Source organism: Chryseobacterium sp. JV558, from assembly GCF_033712365.1.
Classification (GTDB): domain Bacteria; phylum Bacteroidota; class Bacteroidia; order Flavobacteriales; family Weeksellaceae; genus Chryseobacterium.
This window is the reverse complement of record NZ_WJHU01000003.1, coordinates 316,211-334,753: the sequence shown is the minus strand read 5'-3', so window position 1 is coordinate 334,753 and position 18,543 is coordinate 316,211. Positions and strand designations below refer to the sequence as shown.

The 18,543-nt window shown below is 38.3% G+C and carries 13 protein-coding genes; 8 read left to right on the top strand and 5 right to left on the bottom strand.

Translation table 11 applies throughout. From position 1 onward, the window contains the following. The 5 genes from GFU89_RS12435 to GFU89_RS12415 form a co-directional block, all read right to left on the bottom strand. On the bottom strand, window positions 1-426 hold the full coding sequence (locus GFU89_RS12435) for a PaaI family thioesterase (protein ID WP_318847425.1): 426 nt from the start codon (window positions 424-426) through the stop codon (window positions 1-3). 11 nt (window positions 427-437) lie between these two features. Further along, a complete protein-coding gene (locus GFU89_RS12430; protein WP_318847424.1) occupies window positions 438-1,706 on the bottom strand; it encodes an acetyl-CoA C-acetyltransferase in 1,269 nt (422 codons plus the stop codon). A gap of 10 nt (window positions 1,707-1,716) precedes the next feature. Further along, window positions 1,717-2,322, bottom strand: a complete 606-nt coding sequence (locus GFU89_RS12425; protein ID WP_318847423.1) for a TetR/AcrR family transcriptional regulator — start codon at window positions 2,320-2,322, stop codon at window positions 1,717-1,719. 178 nt (window positions 2,323-2,500) lie between these two features. Then, entirely contained in the window at window positions 2,501-2,920 is a 420-nt protein-coding gene (locus GFU89_RS12420; RefSeq protein WP_318847422.1) for an OsmC family protein, read from the bottom strand. Window positions 2,921-3,008: 88 nt separating this feature from the next. Beyond that, on the bottom strand, window positions 3,009-3,875 hold the full coding sequence (locus GFU89_RS12415) for an AraC family transcriptional regulator (protein WP_318847421.1): 867 nt from the start codon (window positions 3,873-3,875) through the stop codon (window positions 3,009-3,011). Window positions 3,876-4,072: 197 nt separating this feature from the next. Between GFU89_RS12415 and GFU89_RS12410 the strand changes: the two genes are divergently transcribed. From GFU89_RS12410 to GFU89_RS12375, 8 genes are all read left to right on the top strand, one after another. Next, window positions 4,073-4,951 (top strand): AraC family transcriptional regulator, encoded by an 879-nt coding sequence (locus GFU89_RS12410; RefSeq protein ID WP_047376302.1) that lies wholly within the window; start codon window positions 4,073-4,075, stop codon window positions 4,949-4,951. Between the two features lie 385 nt (window positions 4,952-5,336). Beyond that, on the top strand, window positions 5,337-8,300 hold the full coding sequence (locus GFU89_RS12405; RefSeq protein WP_318847420.1) for a SusC/RagA family TonB-linked outer membrane protein: 2,964 nt from the start codon (window positions 5,337-5,339) through the stop codon (window positions 8,298-8,300). A gap of 10 nt (window positions 8,301-8,310) precedes the next feature. Further along, window positions 8,311-9,933: a SusD/RagB family nutrient-binding outer membrane lipoprotein gene (locus GFU89_RS12400; RefSeq protein WP_318847419.1), complete on the top strand. Its 1,623-nt coding sequence runs from the start codon at window positions 8,311-8,313 to the stop codon at window positions 9,931-9,933. A gap of 164 nt (window positions 9,934-10,097) precedes the next feature. Next, the gene (locus tag GFU89_RS12395; RefSeq protein WP_318847418.1) at window positions 10,098-11,396 is read left to right on the top strand and encodes an MFS transporter; all 1,299 of its coding nucleotides are present in this window, start codon (window positions 10,098-10,100) and stop codon (window positions 11,394-11,396) included. 34 nt (window positions 11,397-11,430) lie between these two features. Beyond that, window positions 11,431-12,402: a glycoside hydrolase family 130 protein gene (locus GFU89_RS12390; RefSeq protein ID WP_129038662.1), complete on the top strand. Its 972-nt coding sequence runs from the start codon at window positions 11,431-11,433 to the stop codon at window positions 12,400-12,402. Window positions 12,403-12,531: 129 nt separating this feature from the next. Continuing rightward, on the top strand, window positions 12,532-14,763 hold the full coding sequence (locus GFU89_RS12385; protein ID WP_318847417.1) for a GH92 family glycosyl hydrolase: 2,232 nt from the start codon (window positions 12,532-12,534) through the stop codon (window positions 14,761-14,763). Between the two features lie 32 nt (window positions 14,764-14,795). After that, window positions 14,796-16,223: a glycoside hydrolase family 125 protein gene (locus tag GFU89_RS12380; RefSeq protein WP_318847416.1), complete on the top strand. Its 1,428-nt coding sequence runs from the start codon at window positions 14,796-14,798 to the stop codon at window positions 16,221-16,223. Window positions 16,224-16,333: 110 nt separating this feature from the next. After that, on the top strand, window positions 16,334-18,487 hold the full coding sequence (locus GFU89_RS12375) for an endo-beta-N-acetylglucosaminidase H (protein WP_318847415.1): 2,154 nt from the start codon (window positions 16,334-16,336) through the stop codon (window positions 18,485-18,487). The last annotated feature ends 56 nt before the right edge of the window (window positions 18,488-18,543 follow it).

The following is an 18,543-nucleotide window of genomic DNA, read 5'->3' as shown; positions in this document are numbered from 1 at the left end:
TTAGTTATTGATTTTGAATAAATTCGAGGTTCCTCTTGCGATTAATCGTGTTTTGTCTGCATTCCATATTTCGCATTGTGCGTTTACGAATTGCTTACCTCTTTTAATGATTTTAGTTTCAGCTACAATATTATCATTTTCTTTTGCAGTTGAAAAATAATCGATGACATTATTTATAGTAGTGATGAAAGAATTTTCATTTAAAGAAAACATGGTGGCCCCAATAATATCATCTACAATAGCTGCTGTAACCCCGCCATGAAGATTCCCTATAGGATTCAGCCACTCTGGTCTTACCGTATATTGAAAGGTCAATTGTCCTTCTTCAACAGAAAGAACAATAGGATTGAGCCATTTCATAAAAGGAGATGGTGACTGATCAAATTCTTTTCCGATGAATTGTTTTAATTGTGCTAATCTGTCCATACTTTCAATTTTTATTTCTCTAAAATCATAGTTACGCCCTGCCCACGCGCTGCACAAATGGATATAAAACCTTTTCCACTGCCTTTTTCGTGAAGTAATTTTGCCAGCGTTGCGATAATTCTTCCTCCTGTTGCGGCAAAGGGATGAGCTGCTGCAAGGCTTCCACCCTTTACATTGAGTTTGCTTCTGTCTATCTTACCAAGTGCTTTTTCCAGTCCGAACTTTTTGGCAAGCTCATCATTTTCCCAGATTTTTATGGTGGCTAAAACCTGTGCGGCAAATGCTTCATGAATTTCATAATAATCAAAGTCTGATAGATTCATACCTGCTTTTTTCAGCATTCTTTCTGCAGCAAAAACTGGTGCAAGAAGTAAATCCTGTTTATTTTCAACATATTCTATCCCTGCCAGTTCAGAAAAACTGATATATGCTAAAACAGGAAGATTATTGGCTTTTGCCCATTCTTCACTGGCCAGTAAAACTGCTGAAGCTCCATCTGTAAATGGAGTCGAGTTTCCGGCCGTTAAAGTTCCGCTCTGCTTATCAAAAGCGGGTCTCAACTGGGATAATTTTTCAATACTGCTGTCACGGCGAAGGTTATTATCTTTATCTAAGCCAAAAGCCGGAGTGATCATATCATCAAAAAATCCTTCATCATAAGCTTTTGCCATATTCTGATGACTTTTTAAAGCTAATAGATCCTGTTCTTCTCTTGGTATATTGTAATATTTTGCTGTAATTTCTGTGTGTTCTCCCATTACCAGACCTGTTTTGGGCTCCTGTCCTTTGTAAGGAATAGGCATCCAGTCTTTTAATTTCGGGCTTAGCAGTTGTTTTAATTTTCCAAATGCTGATTTTTCTTTATTTGCTTTTAATAAAGCTTTTCTTAATCTGGGTGAAGATTCAAACGGGATATTGCTCATGGCTTCCACTCCGCACGCAATGCCACAGTCTATCTGTCCTAAAGCAATTTTATTTCCTATGTAAATGGCAGCTTCAATTCCTGTATCACACGCCTGCTGAAGATCACAAGCAGGTGTAGCAGGATCAAGACTGGTATTCATTACAGTTTCTCTGATGAGGTTACTTTCAGAAATGTGCTTTATAACTGCACCTCCGGCAACTTCTCCGAGTCTTTTTCCTTTGAGGTGATAACGGTCTATCAGTCCGTTCAGAGAAGCGAGCAGCAAATCCTGGTTTCCCTGCTCTGAATAAGCGGTATTCATTCTGGCAAAAGGAATTCTGTTGTATCCTACAATAGCCACTTTTTTTGTTTCCATATCGTATAATTTATGATGGAAGAATATTGAGTTCATGATCAATCATGTGAGCGATTCTGTCTAAAGAATGGTTTAGAAAACTTTGATCACCCATGGTTTTTGAAAGTAGGATTCCGCCTTCAATAAGCATAATAAATAAGGAGGCATACTGTTGTGCATTGATTCTTTTATCAATTTCACCCTTCTTTTGCCCCTCAAGAATGGCAGTTGCTACTTTTGACATCCATTGTTCGAATGACACTTTAACCTGGGTTTTTAGAGCCGGGAAAGAATCATCTGCTTCTGTTGCCGCATTCATTAACGGACATCCACCGTTGGAAAATACTGCCTTCCAGTTTTTTCTATAAAAATCTACAAAAGCATGGAGCTTATCCAAAGATTTAGGATATTCTTCACCAAAAGAACGGCCGAGGGTTCTGCTCAGCAATCCGGCATTGTATTTATACACCTCAATGGCTACTTCATCTTTATTTTCAAAATTTCCATAGATGCTTCCTTTCGTCAGTCCGGTAACCTGGGTAATATCAGACAGAGACGTAGAAATATACCCTTTTGTATTAAAAAGAGTTGCTGTTTTCTCGATGATATGCTGTTTTGTTTTCTCTGCCTTCGACATTTATGTTTGTTTTATGATGCAAATATACAAAAATATACCATTTGGTATATTTGTTCCAAAAAAGTTTAACTGAGAAAATGTTTTGGTCTTTCAGCTTTGGCTAAAGCCAATAGAATTACTTTTAAAATAGAAAACGGGCTAAAGCCCGTTCCTATTGATTTTGAATAAATACTTATGATTAATTCTCTAAAGTAGCAGTCAATGTAATTTCAAAGTTAAATGCTGCACTTACCGGACATCCTTCTTCAGCAATCTTAGCAAACTTCTGGAATTCTTCTTCTGAGATTCCCGGAACTTTTGCTGTTAAAGTCAACTCAGATTTTGTAATCTTTCCGATATTTGGATCTAAAGTGATTACAGAAGTTGTTTTTAACTCTTCAGGATTGTATCCTGCCTGTGAAAGCTCTGCATCCAGTTTCATAGTGAAACATCCTGCATGGGCTGCTGCCAGTAATTCTTCAGGATTGGTACCTACACCATCCGCAAAACGGCTGTTGAAAGAATATTGAGTCTGGTTTAAAGTTGTACTTTGAGTAGTTAAGTGCCCTTTTCCTTCTTTGATAGTACCGTTCCAAACGGCTGTTGCGTTACGTCTCATAATGTTTGTTTTTTGTATTTTAATATTGTTTGATTTTGATGTTACAAAGGTATATCCGCGGAATAGCATATTCAATAGATAAAAAGACTTAAATATTGTACTTTTTTCCCGAGGAGTAATTTTTTTTAAAATTTGCTGGTGTGCTTCCGGTTTTATTCGTGAAAAGACGGTTAAAGTAGGCCGGATCTTCATAGCCGAGGTCGTAAGCAATTTCTTTTATAGGTTTATCCGTATAGAATAGCAGTCTTTTTGCTTCTAATAAGATTCTGTTGATGATAAACTGATTCGGGGAATCCAGATTTAAATTTTTAAACTTATGCGTTAAGGTTTTTGGAGCCAGGTGAAGGAGGTCTGCATAATCTGCTACATGATGTTTTTCTCTGAAATGAATTTCCAGATGTCTGCTGAAGTCTCTGAAAACATCAAGTTCACTGCCTGGTATTCTAAGCGTGTCATGATCTAAATTCTGTTTTTTCCATTTTCGGGTGGCGCGGATGATGATCTGTTTTACATAGGTCCTGATCATTTCCTCAGCAGACGAATCTTTCCACTCAAGCTCATCATGAATATTCTGAAACAGACCCTTTATAAGAGTGGTTTCGGAAGGGTCAAGCTCTACGAAAGGAATTTCAAATACATTATGGAAAAGAAGCCCGTCACAAGCCACTTCTTTATCATGAATCTGAATGCAATAGAAATCACGGTTGTAAAAAAGAAGGATAGATTCATCTTTTCCTTTTTGAATGTTCAAATGCTGGTTGGTGAGAAAAAAAAGAGAGGGTTTCTTTGTCTTATAATGGTTAAAGTCTACCGTAAGTTCATATCCTGAAGGAATAAAAAAAACTTTGATATCAGTTCTGAATTGGTTTCCATTAAAATTCTCCAGATTATCTTCTGAAAATATTTCCAGTCCGAGTCTTTTATAGTGATCTTCAAAAATAAGCTGTTGCGGCATCCTTTAACTTTAGTTTAAAGATACAAAAAAGCATGATTTGAACTGTATTAAATTATTGAAACTCCAATTTCTGATGTCAGGCATATAGAATTGGAATAAAATAAATCGGAAATATGTTTTTACATTGATATTATTTTATCATTTTTACAAAGATTTGTACTACGATCTATATTAACCCTTTTTTCAAAACTGCCTGCATGAGCGAATTAGAAAATATTCTGAGAGAAATAACTCCACTATCTCCTGAGGACAGTTTTCTTGTGTTTGACAGGATCAAAGCGTCATTCGACTTTCCATATCATTACCATCCGGAAATTGAAATCAACTTTATCTACAAAGGGAAGGGATATCGCAGAATGGTTGGAGATCACACCGGGGAAATAGGAAATATAGAATTGGTTCTGGTAGGACCCAATTTACCGCATTGCTGGGCCAATTACAGATGCAAAAACAGAAAAACCCACGAGATCACGATACAATTTAACCAGGATTTCTTTCAACAGTCACTGATGGAGAAGAATATTCTGAAACCCATCAACAATCTGATGAAAGACTCCATCAGAGGAATTCTTTTTTCTTCAGAAACAGCTGAAAAACTAAAAGATTCGTTTCTCAACCTGTCAAAGATGAACAGCTTTGAATCTTTTATAGAGATAATGAAGATACTGAATGAGCTGGCGGTTGCAGAAAATAAAACGCTTTTGTCATCATACAGCATTGAGCTTGAAACCTTTGCTGATAATGATAAAATGAAGGTCGTTCATGATTTTGTACATAAGAATTTTGAAAATAAAATAACCCTGGACAAAGTAGCCTCATTGGTGAATATGAGCAACGTAACGTTCAACAGGTTTATTAAAAAAAGAACAGGAAAAACCTTTATCAATTATCTGAATGAAATAAGAATCAGCTATGCTGCACGTTGGCTGATGGAAAAAAATCTTACTGTATTTGAAATCGCTTTTGAAGCAGGGTTTAATAATATTGCCAACTTCAACAAGGTATTTAAGTCAATTAAAAAGACAACTCCTACTGAATTTAAAGAACAATTTAAGGGAGTGAAAAAAATTGAGTAATACGCTTTTGAAATTCACTTTTTCTGCATAATCAGCTCAAAATTACAATAAAATCCGGATATAGATATTCGGATAATTTTTGCTGAAAACAACGATAAATCCCTTTTTTTGTTTGATTTCAATGTAGTGTATTTTATTGATATGTAATGATTTAATGGCTTTTAAATAAAATTGCTGAAAAAATAATATCGTTTTATGATAAAATAGTATTATATCAGACTGGCTACAAAATTTAGATTTGTGAATGTGAATTAAATCTTAACAAAACTTTAAATAATTTAATACATAAACGGCAAAATTTTGCTAAAAAAACAATAGTTTTTTTTGTATTGAAAAATAAAGCAATGTAATTGATTCTCAATTAAATCTAACGAATCTAAACCTTATGAGAAAAGCAGTTATACCTGTTCTGTTCGTTTTTTCACTTTCTGCGAATGCACAGGAGAAAAAATCGGCCGACACTACGAAGACAAACAGTATTGAGGAGGTCGTAGTCACCTCTTTGGGGATAAAAAGGCAGGCCCGCTCTTTGACGTATTCCAGTCAGCAGATTGGTGGAGATGAGCTTACCGAAGTGAAAACTCCCAATCTATTAAATTCGATCAATGGAAAAGTTTCCAACGTACAGATCAACAGAACCAATGGTGTAGGAAGCTCCGTAAGGGTGATTATGAGAGGAAATAAGTCTGTGTCAAACAGCCAGCCGTTATATGTAGTGGATGGAATTCCTATCATCAATGGAACAGGAAAATCAACTGATATAAGCCAATATGCTAATATGCCTGACCCGGGAGATGTATTAAGTTCCATCAATCCTGATGATATTGAGAGCATCAACTTTCTGAAAGGAGCCTCTGCATCCGCATTATACGGTTCTGCAGGTGGAAACGGAGCTATTTTGATTACTACCAGAAAAGGGAAAATAGGGAAGAGCTCTATCGCTTACAGCACAAGCTTAACGGTAGAAAGAGCTTATAGCCTACCCAAACTGCAACATAGTTATTTATCTTATGATCCATCAGATCCTACTCAATCTCCAGGAAATAGTATTGAGAGTTGGGGAGCAAAAGGTGCTTCAAAAGACTATCTTAAAGATTTTCTTCAAACTGGAACGACTTGGGTAAACAGTCTTTCTTTCCAATCTGGAAACGAAAAATCAACCAACTATTTTTCCATTGGAAATACTACCAATAAAGGGGTTATTCCAATCTCTTATTTTGATCAGTATAATGTGTCATTCAGAAATTCAAGTAAGTTTTTGGATGATAAACTGACATTGGATGCTAATTTCATTGGTTCATTACAGGACAGTAAAAACAGACAAACACCGGGAGCTTCTTTTTCTCCTTTAGCCAGTTTATACTGGTTGCCAAGAGGGGTAGATTTTGATCAGTATGGAGCGGATAACTATTCTTTCATAGATAAAAAAAGACTTTTACCTGCTCAGAACTGGTGGGAAGTAAAACCGGACGGAAGCTTCAAAGGAAGTCCGGAAACACAAAATCCATATTGGATTTTAAATAAAAACCAGGTTACCGTTAAAAATAAAAATGCATACAGTGCTGTTTCATTATCTTACGAGATCAATCCATGGTTGACTGCACGGGTAAGAGGTAACTATAGCTGGAATATCTCTGAAAGCCAGCGTGATATTTCTGCTTATTCAGCACCTTCTTTATTGGCTGTGCAACAAGGGGTTAATGGAAGAATGCTTAAAAACGTATATGAAAATTCCTCTACCTATGGTGACGTTTTGTTAATTGGTAGTCCAAAACTAAGCGAATCACTTTCTTTAGACTTTACCGTTGGAGGAAGTGTGAATACGACAAGCAATAAAGTAACGCAGATTGATAATGCTTATCTGTCCATTCCTAATTTGTTTGCGGTAAACAACCTGCAATGGAATGTAGACCGAAGTCCCGGTGATGGATATCATAATACCTACTGGAATTTGAAAAAACAGGTGCGATCGGTTTTTGCAAGTGCTTCAGTAGGATATAAGAATATGTTTTATGTAGATATGACCTTTAGAAATGACTGGGATTCTACTTTGGCATTAACAGGAAGAAGCGGATTTGATTATGAGTCTGTAGGAGCTAATGCGATCTTATCTTCAATTTTTAAACTTCCGGAAGTCATTAATTTCTGGAAAGTAAGAGGTTCTTATGCAACTGTAGGATTGGGATTGCCTGCCAATATTTCTAATGCGATGGTAGCCTATTATAATGCATATTCTTATGGAGTAGATGCAGGAAGTATTGTATATCCAAAAAGTTCATTTGTAACCAGCCGACCAGATCTTATTCCACGCCCGGAACTTAATAAAACTTTTGAGGCAGGAACTGAGCTGAGAATGTTTAGTAACAGATTAAATTTTGATCTTACCTATTATAACTCTAATGCCAGCAATCAGTTGCTGGAGACTACTATAGGCTCTAACTTTGGAGGGATTCCATCAGGTTCATATTATATTAATGCAGGTAAAATACGTAATACAGGTTTTGAAGCCTCTTTATCATACAAAGTTTTCAGTACAGAAAAATTCGGATGGACCACTACAGTGAATGCTTCAGCAAACAAAAATACAATTGTTGAATTATTTCCATCAGGTCTATCTATACCCGAAAACCAACTTTTCTCATTAACTGGTGGTGGAGATTTTACAAAATTGAGACTGGGAGGATCTTTTGGAGACCTTTATGGAGTTAAATTCAAAAGAGATGATCAGGGACGTATTTTGGTAGATGAAAATGGAGTTCCATTAGCTACTACAGGTGATCCTCAATATTTAGGTAATCCAAACCCTAAGTTTATTCTAGGTTTTAATAACTCTTTTAATATTGGTAAACTGGGAATATCTTTCCTTATTGATGGTAAATTCGGAGGTAAAGTGTTGTCTCTTACTGAGAAAGCAAATGATTTATATGGAGTAAGTCAGGCCACTGCTGATGCCAGAGATGCTGGTGGAGTATCCATTCCAAATGCGGTATATGCTCCGGGGACACCTTTAGCAGGACAGGCTTATAACGGAGTTACTGATGCAAAAGCATATTATAAGAGAACAGGTGGTGCAGGTGGTATGGGAACAGGAATTGACGAAGCTTATATGTACAGTGCAACAACTGTACGTTTACGTCAGGCATCCATCTCATACAGCTTTGATATCCAATCAAGATATATGAGAAATGCAACAGTAAGCTTAGTGGGAACCAATTTGTTTTTCTTCTATAAAAAAGCACCATTTGATCCGGAACAAGTATCAGGAAATACACCTGGTGGGGTTGGGGTAGACTCATTTGGACTACCAGTTACACGATCAATCGGACTATCATTAAAGGCTAACTTCTAATTCTACGAAAATGAAATTCAATAATATTAAAACACTGGTATTTGGCGCAGTAGTCTTAATGGCTGCTTCCGGATGCGGTGATCTAGATCAGTATAACCAGGAAAAGCTGGGGAATCCTGAAAATATGTATGCGGATTATAACGCAGTTGTTAATCCTTTAAAATCTCTACAAAGAGGTCTTCAGTCAGACTATCAGCTGTATCCGAATCTAAGTGCGGATATGTTCAGTGGGATGTTCAGTACAGCAAGCCAATTTAATGGTGGTAAGAACAATACAACTTATTTTATGATGGATGGGTGGAATAACAGGATTATTGCGAGACAGCAGGATATCTTCAATTATTCTATCATCATCGATAATGCCGCTAAAAACTTCTACCCGGGAATAGATTTTACAGGAACATTTGCTGTTAAAAAGATCTTAAAGATAATTACAGCAGCAAGGGTATCGGACAATCACGGACCGGTAGTATACAGTAAATATGAAACACCCAATCCAAACGGGGTAACTGATTTTGATTCTCAGCAACAAGCCTATCAAAACTTTATCAGTGACCTTACTGTGGCTATTACAGATTTGCAAAAAGTACAGAGCATGCCTGCTACCGGAAATGAAGGTGATAAAGCAGCATTGAAAAGAGCTGACTTGGTGTACGGTGGAAATATGGCACAATGGGCAAAATTGGCCAATTCACTAAAGCTGAGGTTAGCCATGAGAATGAGCTATGCAGATCCAGCAAAATCTAAACAATATGCTGAGGAGGCATTAGCTTCCCCTGCAGGATTGATCACTGATAATGCAGACAACGCTTTGATCAGTGTAGGACAATCAGAATTAAGCTTTATCATTTACTCATGGGGAGACTGTTTGATCGGTGCACCTTTGATGTCTTATATGAACGGATATAATGACCCAAGACTTTCTGCATATGCTATTCCTGCATCTGATCCAAGTCTACAAGGAAAATACATAGGAATACGTCAGGGAATTGATTTATTAAACGGTAAATCAACTTACGGAGGATTCTCACAACCACAGGCAAAATCTGCCAATGGAGATTATTTTTCCGGTACTGACGGTAAAATGAAATTATTCACTGCTGCTGAAACATGGTTCCTGAAAGCTGAAGCTGCTTTGAGAGGATATGCCGGAGCAGGAGATATTCAAACAAATTATACTACAGGAGTTCAGCAGTCTTTTGGAGAATGGGGAAAAAGTGCTAGTGTTGCTACTTATCTAGCTGATACAACTTCTACAGAAGCTCCTTATCTTGATCCAAAAAATGCAGACAATAACGTACTTGCCGGAAACCCTCAGTTAAGTACCATTACTATCGCATGGAATAATGGTGATACCAACGAAAGAAAATTAGAAAGAATCATTACCCAAAAATGGCTTTCTCTTTATCCAAACGGACCGGAAGCATGGGCTGAGCAGAGAAGAACAGGATATCCGGTTCTTTTCAAAGTAAGAAAAAATGATAGTGGCGGAGCAATCAGTACAGAAGCAATGATCAGAAGAATTCCTTTCACTATTGATACTAAAACTTCACTCTATAATTACCAGCAGGCTGCACAAATGCTTAACGGCCCTGATACCGGAGGCACTAAGCTGTGGTGGGATAAGAAATAAAAAATATTCAGAATCACTCATTAATAAAGAGACATCTCAAAATCAGATTTTATCTGGTCATTCATTGAGGCAGGAGAGTAAATCTCTAAAAAAATTATAGTTTCGTTTTTAGCCTGAATGAACTTTTGAGATGTTCTCTTTTATTTAGAATCTTATTTTCAAATATGGGAAAAAACAACTCCGGAACCCGTCGGATTCAGCCAATTCTCTGGATTTCCACATTATACTTTGCAATGGGTGTTCCCTTTGTAACCATTAATGCGGTTTCAGGAATTATGTATAAAGATATGGGTGTTTCGGATTCGCAGATTACATTCTGGACAGCCCTTATTCTATTCTCCTGGACTTTAAAGCCTCTTTGGAGCCCGTTCCTGGAGATCTATAAAACAAAAAAATTCTTTGTTGTTTTTACTCAGTTTGCCATAGGAATTCTGTTTGCATTATTGGCCTTAAGCCTGCCAATGCATGATTTTTTCAAATACAGTATCGCCCTTTTTGCAGTAATTGCATTTTGTGGAGCAACCCATGATGTGGTAGCAGATGGAACTTATATCGGTTTTCTTACCAATAAAGAGCAGGCGAAATATATCGGATGGCAGGGCGCTTTTTACAATCTGGCTAAGATTATCAGCAGTGGGGCATTGGTTTATTTTGCTGGCTTTTTAGAAAAGACAAAAGGAGTTACTCATGCCTGGATGATTATTATGGTGATCTACGCATTGCTGTTTTTTCTATTGGCTATTTATCACTATTTCATTCTGCCGAAAGAAAATAAAGAAGAACTGAAAAAAGAGAAAACAGCCGGAAATGTTCGTAAAGAACTGTTGGAAGTTATTACCTCTTTCTTCACCAAAAAGAAGATTTTATGGTGTATCCTGTTCATTATTTTGTATCGTTTTGCAGAAGGATTTGCGATCAAAATTGCGCCATTATTTTTTAAAGCTCCAAGAACTTCAGGAGGATTGGGACTATCCACTTCGGATATCGGACTTATCTATGGAACATATGGTTCTGCAGCATTCATTTTAGGATCTGTACTGGCAGGATATTTTATCTCAGCCCGCGGACTGAAAAGATCTTTAATATGGCTATGCTGTGCATTCAATATCCCATTTGTGGTCTATGCATTATTGGCTCACTATCAGCCGGATACCCTTTTGCCTGTAGGAATTGCAGTGGTAGTGGAATATTTCGGTTATGGATTTGGTTTTGTAGGGTTAATGCTCTACATGATGCAGCAGATTGCACCTGGAAAACATAAAACTGCGCACTATGCATTTGCCACAGGCATTATGAACCTTGGAGTGATGATTCCCGGAATGTTCAGCGGGATGATCAGTGACTGGATCGGATATAAAATGTTCTTTATCTGGGTGCTGATTGCTACCATTCCTGCATTTTTAGTCACCTTATTCGTTCCTTTCCCTTATCCGGAAAATCAGAAAGAACAAGAAATCAATTAATAAACAATTTTAAATAAAAAGTAAAAAATACTTTATGACAGCTCAATCAGTAATGATCCCATGGCAGGATCGCCCGGAAGATTGCAATGATATCATGTGGAGGTTTTCCGAAAACCCGATCATTAACAGATATGCGATACCAACATCCAACAGTATATTCAACAGTGCAGTAATTCCTTTTGAAGATGGCTTCGCTGGAGTATTCCGTTGTGATAACAAAGCAGTGCAGATGAATATTTTTGCTGGTTTCAGTAAAGATGGAATCAATTGGGACATCAATCATGACCCTATTGAAATGCAGGCAGGAAATACAGACATGATTGAATCCGATTACAAATACGATCCCCGTGTCACTTTTATAGAAGACCGCTACTGGATTACATGGTGCAACGGATACAATGGTCCTACCATTGGAATTGGATATACTTTTGATTTTAAAGAATTTTTCCAGTGTGAAAATGCCTTTCTTCCATTCAATAGAAACGGCGTTTTGTTCCCTGAAAAAATCAATGGTAAATATGCGATGTTGAGCCGTCCGAGTGATAACGGACATACTCCTTTCGGAGACATTTATATCAGCTATAGCCCTGATATGAAGTACTGGGGAGAACACCGCTGCGTGATGAAAGTAACACCTTTCGAAGACAGTGCATGGCAGTGTACAAAGATCGGAGGCGGACCCGTTCCTATCAAAACAGAAGAAGGATGGCTGCTTTTCTATCATGGCGTGATCAATACCTGCAGAGGATTCAGATATTCAATGGGAGCGGCTTTGCTGGACCTTGAAGACCCTACAAAAGTATTGTACAGAACGAAGCCTTATCTACTGGCTCCGGCAGAATTGTATGAACTGACAGGAGATGTGCCGAACGTGGTCTTCCCTTGTGCAGCATTGACGGAAGGAGATAAAGTAACAGTGTATTACGGTGCCGCTGATACCGTGGTTGCTATTGCCTTTGGATATATCTCAGAAATTATTGATTTTATGAAAAAGAATTCAATCTAATTAGTAATATAAAGTTTTTAGGAAAATAGGTTAATCATCTTAATTTTCCCTTTTTTTGGGAATTTTATAATGGTTTTCCTATTTTTAAACCAACTTTTAAACAAAAAAATCTCCGATACCTCTCTTATCATGAAAAAAGAACTGCTTATCTGCTTTTTTACAGCCCTGATTTCTGTAGCAAATGCCCAGCAAAATAAAAACGATGTCTTATCCTGGGTAGATCCTTTCATAGGAACAGGAGGGCACGGCCATACATTTCCGGGGGCAACTACGCCATTCGGGATGATACAGCTAAGTCCGGATCAGAATACTAAAAGCGGCGACTGGGACTGGTGTTCAGGATACCACTACAGCAGTAAGACGATCATGGGATTCAGCCATAACCATCTTAGCGGAACAGGTTGGGCAGACCTTGGAGATATTCTGGTAATGCCAACGGTAGGACAAGTGAAAATGGTCCCGGGATCAGAAGATAAACCGGAAACAGGGTATCGTTCAAAATTCACACACGATAAAGAAGTGGCGTCTCCGGGATATTATTCCGTAATGCTGGACAGCTATGGAATAAAAGCTGAATTGACTGCTTCTCCAAGAGTAGGATTTCATAAATATACTTTCCCGAAAAGCGATGAATCCAATATCATTATTGATCCTACCAATAAAATCTTCGGAAATATCTACCATACTTTAGTGAGTGTGGAAGGCAATAATAAAATCAAAGGGTACTGTTACAGCAATGGCTGGGGAGGTAAACGATTTGCTTACTTCGTCATGGAGTTTTCCAAACCGTTTAAGTCTTACGGCGTATATGCTGACGGAAAAATCAAAAATGATGAAAAAATTGCCCTTGCCAAGGATGCTAAAGCCTTTGTAAGATTCTCCACAGAAGACCAGGAAAGCATCGAAGTAAAGGTATCTTTATCTCCAGTGAGTACGGAAAACGCACAGGAAAATTTCGATACTGAAGCAAAAAATATTGACTTTGCAAAAGCGAAAGAAACGGCCCAAAAGACTTGGAGAGATCTTATCGGAAGATTCCAGGTGACAGGAGGAACAGAAAGTCAGAGAAAAATTTTCTACACAGGCGTTTATCATACATTCATTGCACCTAACCTTTATATGGACGTTAATGGAGATTATGTTGCCGCTCAGGAAAACATGAATACCAAATGGTTCACGAACTACAGTACCTATTCATACTGGGACGGATTCAGAGCAACGCACCCGCTTTTGACCATTATGGATCAGAAACATACGAAAGAATTTGCTAACTCGTTGATCAGCAGGTATACAGATCGTAAAGATCACATGCCAATCTGGGAATTGTGCGGATATGATAACTTCTGTATGTTGGGTTATCACAGTGCATCAGTAATCTGGGATGCCATTTCCAAAGGCGTTCCGGGTATTGATGGAGAAAAGGCATTTGCAGCAATGAAAGATGCTTCTTTAACAGATAAAATGAGCAGCAGCGACGGAGGCGGTGGTCTTAATGATTATATCAAGTTAGGCTATACACCATCAGAAAACGGTGCTTCAGTTTCTGCAACATTAGAATATTCATATGATGACTGGTGTATCCAGCAGCTTGCAGAAAAATTAGGGAAGAAAGAGGAAGCAGAAGTGTATAAAAAACGTTCTATGAACTTCCTGAATACCTTCAATAAAGAAAATAATCACTTCTGGCCAAGACAAAAAGACGGGAAATTCTTAGCGGATTTCAAGCTTAATGATTGGAAAAAACTCCAGCCACACTGGGTTTCCGGAAATATCTGGGCGTATGATTTCTTTGTTCCACATCAGATTGATGAAATGATGAATCTGTATGGCGGGAAAAAAGGATTTGAAGAAAAACTGGATAAAACCTTTACAGAAGCGCTGCATATGGAAGGGGAGCAGCATGTTGATATTTCAGGATTCATCGGATCTCTAGGATTTGGTGATGAGCCAGGACATCATGTTACATATCTGTACAATTATGCGGGAAGCCCTTACAAGACTCAGAAAATGGTAAAATATATCCGTGACAATATGTACGCGGCAAAACCGGACGGAATTGTAAATAACGAAGACTGTGGTCAAATGTCCGCATGGTATATTTTCTCTTCATTAGGATTCTATCCTGTGACACCGGGGAAACCTGTTTATGCCATTGGAGCACCACAATTCCCGAAAGCTTCTTTAAAATTAGAGAATGGAAAAACGTTCACGGTGATCGCAGACAAAATTTCTGATAAAAATATTTATGTTCAGAAGATGTTCCTGAACGGAAAAGAATACAAAAGCTGGGAGCTGAATCACAGCGATATTATGAACGGTGGCGAACTGAGATTTGTAATGGGAAGCAAGCCGGTAAAATAAGACTCATAAAAATAAACGAAACAAAAGTATCAATGGAAAGGAGAAATTTTATTAAAACAAGTGCACTGGCAGGAGCCGGATTGCTGTTTACTCAGAATGTTTTTGCTAAAAATTTAGTGCTGGATGATTTTCCTGTTGTCCGTGTTCCTAAAGAGAAAAGACATTTTACCAGCGAATCCGTAGAAAATGCTATCGCTGCTTTTAAAAAGAAAGTTAAAAACAAAGAACTCAGCTGGCTCTTTGAAAACAGCTTTCCGAATACATTAGATACTACTGTTTTCTATAGTGAAACCAACGGAACGCCGGATACTTACGTCATCACAGGAGATATTGATGCGATGTGGCTTCGTGACAGTTCTGCACAGGTATTTCCTTACCTGCAGTTCTCCAAAAAAGATGAAAAGCTGCACAAACTGATCTCAGGAGTAATCCACAAACAGACTACTTTTATTCTGAAAGATCCTTATGCGAACGCTTTCTATAACGATGACCAGAAGATCAGCAAATGGAAAGAATATGACCATACCGATATGAAGCCGGGAACCCATGAAAGAAAATGGGAAATTGACTCGCTTTGCTATCCTATCCGTCTGGCTTACCACTTCTGGAAAACAACAGGAGACACAAAACCTTTCGATGCCAACTGGCTGAAAGGAATTAAACTTACCCTGCAGACTTTCACAGAACAGCAGAGAAAAAATGATCTGGGACCTTACAAATTCGAGCGTACAACAGCGTGGGCTACAGATGGAGTTCCTATGGGTGGATATGGTTATCCAACAAAACCTGTAGGTCTTATCAGTTCTATGTTCCGTCCAAGTGATGACGCAACTATTTATGGATTCCTGATTCCGTCTAACTTATTTGCAGTAGTAAGCTTACGTCAGGCAGCAGAAATGGTTTCTCAGATTAAAAATGAAAAAACGTTGGCTCAACAGCTGAACAGCCTTGCTGATGAGGTAGAGGCAGCCATCAAAAAATACGGAATTTACAATCATCCTGAATTTGGAAAAATCTATGCTTTTGAAGTGAATGGCTTCGGGAGTTACAACCTGATGGATGATGCGAACTGTCCAAGTTTGTTAGGACTGCCTTATCTGGATGCGGTGAAAGCTGACGACCCTGTTTATTTGAATACAAGAAAATTTGTGTGGTCAGAAAACAATCCGTTCTTCTTCAAAGGTAAACTGGCAGAAGGGATAGGAGGTCCACATATCGGACTAGACATGATCTGGCCAATGAGTATCATTATGAAAGCACTCACTACGAATGACAAAAGTGAGATCAGATGGTGTATCGATACCCTACAGAAAACGCACGGCGGGACAGGCTTTATGCATGAATCCTTCCATAAAGACGATGCCAAAAAATTCACCAGAGAATGGTTTGCATGGGCAAATACGCTATTCGGTGAATTGTTATGGAAAACCTTTAACGAAAACCCTGAGCTACTGACATAGCCCTCCTTTTTATATGGTTTATTCATCTGAGGTACTTTCCTGAAAAGAAGGTATCTGGGGAAAGCTATATAAAATTTCAGACACCAAAAACACCTTAAAAAGATTATACAATGAAAAAAAAATCCATCCTTACCGCACTGATGGCAGTGATGCTTCAGTCAGGTTCTCTGATTAACGCACAGCAGCTTAATCCTACAGGAATTTGCTATGTGGAAGTGAACAACAACAACCTCCTGAATGCAGGAGCGTATAAACTGCAGACATCGAACAGCTATCTGTTCAATGTGGTGAATATTTTTGCGGCTAATATTAATTATGATACCAGCCGTGGAAGAGCTTATCTGTATTCCAATAATAATGTCACGAAAGTGCTTACCAATGCGGATACTTATATAAAGCCACTTCAGCAAAAAGGAATGAAAGTAGTACTCACTATTTTAGGAAACCACCAGGGAGCAGGAATCTGTAATTTTCCTACCCGTGAAGCAGCCAAAGACTTTGCTCTACAGCTTGCCAATACAGTGAATACCTACGGTCTTGATGGAATTGATTTTGATGATGAATATTCAGAATATGGAAATAACGGAACAGGTCAGCCTAACGACAGCTCTTTTGTAATGCTTGTTCAGGAGCTTAGAGCATTGCTTCCGGGTAAAATCATTTCATTCTATTATTATGGTCCCGCTGCTTCAAGACTTTCCTGGAACGGAGCCAGAGTTGGAGATAATGTTAATTACAGCTGGAATGCAATGTATGGTACATTCTCCGCTCCCAATGTTCCACCTCTTACCAAAGCACAAATCTCTCCTGCAGCCGTATGGATGGGAAATACTTCCAATTCTACGACAACCAGCCTGGCTACCCAAACTAAAAATGGAGGTTATGGAGTATTTATGTGGTATGATCTGCATGGAACCAATGAAACGTCACAGCTTTCAGCAGGAACTCAAACATTATACGGAGAGCCGACTGTTTTAAGTGGTACTTTACAGTCATGGACACAAGGCACAAACTGTGATGCACCTATCGGACTGTATACGAGCAATCTTACCGGTACAAGTGCAAAGCTCAACTGGTCAGCCGTAGGAACCAATACCTATGATATTGATTATAAACCAGCTTCTTCAACAACCTGGACGAATGCGGTATCAGCAACCAACTCTACTTCTGTAACGGTTTCAGGTTTAACAGCCAATACCGAATATGACTGGAGAATCAGAACAAACTGTAGTGTGAAAAGTGCTTATATGTTTGCTCCAAGATTTACCAGTACCTCTGGGACAACGCCTACAGGTTCTTATGCATTATCTCTGGATGGAAGTACTGAATCTGGAGCTGCCGGAAGTATGAATTTAAGTGGCTCAGCATTATCTTTTGAAGGCTGGATCAAACCTTCTTCCTTTAAATCCGCTTCTCCTTATATTTCTTCTATTATGGGAACGGAAATAAGCGACAGCAATTCTGCATTCTTACGATTGGGAGATGCAAGCCTTGCCAACAATAAGCTTCAGTTTGTAGTAAGTATTAATAATGTACAGCAAAAACTGGCTTCTGCAACCGCTTTGAATGCCAATACCTGGTATCATGTCGCAGTAACCTATGACGGTGCCAATATGAAACTCTATATCAATGGTGTTCTGAATGCAACTAAGGCACAAACCGGAAGTGTAAATTCATCCGGAGCGTTCAACGTAGGATATCTATACAATACTTCCCGAAATTTCAACGGCAAAATAGACGAAGTAAGAGTTTGGAAACGTGCATTGAATCAAACGGAGATCAGTCAGAATATGTGTAATGTATCTGTTCCAGCTACATCATTGGCGGCTTATTGGAAGTTTAACGAAGGCAGTGGTTCTACTGTTCAGGATACTTCAGGAAATGGTGTGACCTTAACATTGACAGGGGTTGATGCTTCTAATTGGGGAACAGATCTGCCATGTACAACAGGAAGTTCACTATTGGCAAGAAATGGCGCGAGTCAAAAGGCAGTAAGCGCAGGACAGACCAACATTAAGAATCAAATAAAACTATATCCTAATCCGGTAAGCAAATCTTCACCACTTACAGTTTCTGTTCCGGATGAATACAGTAAAGGAAAATTGACAGTTTATGATTTTAATGGAAGAATCGTAGACACAAAATCACTGAACTCAGGAGATAATCAAATTGAATTGACAAGACTTTCAGCAGGAAGCTATATCGTTCAGTTTGAATCCCATGATGGAAGTTTAAAACAATCCGAAAAACTGATTGTAAAATAATAAATTCAGTCATTGGGCTTCGGCCCAATGATTTTTCTACTACAAAATTAATATAC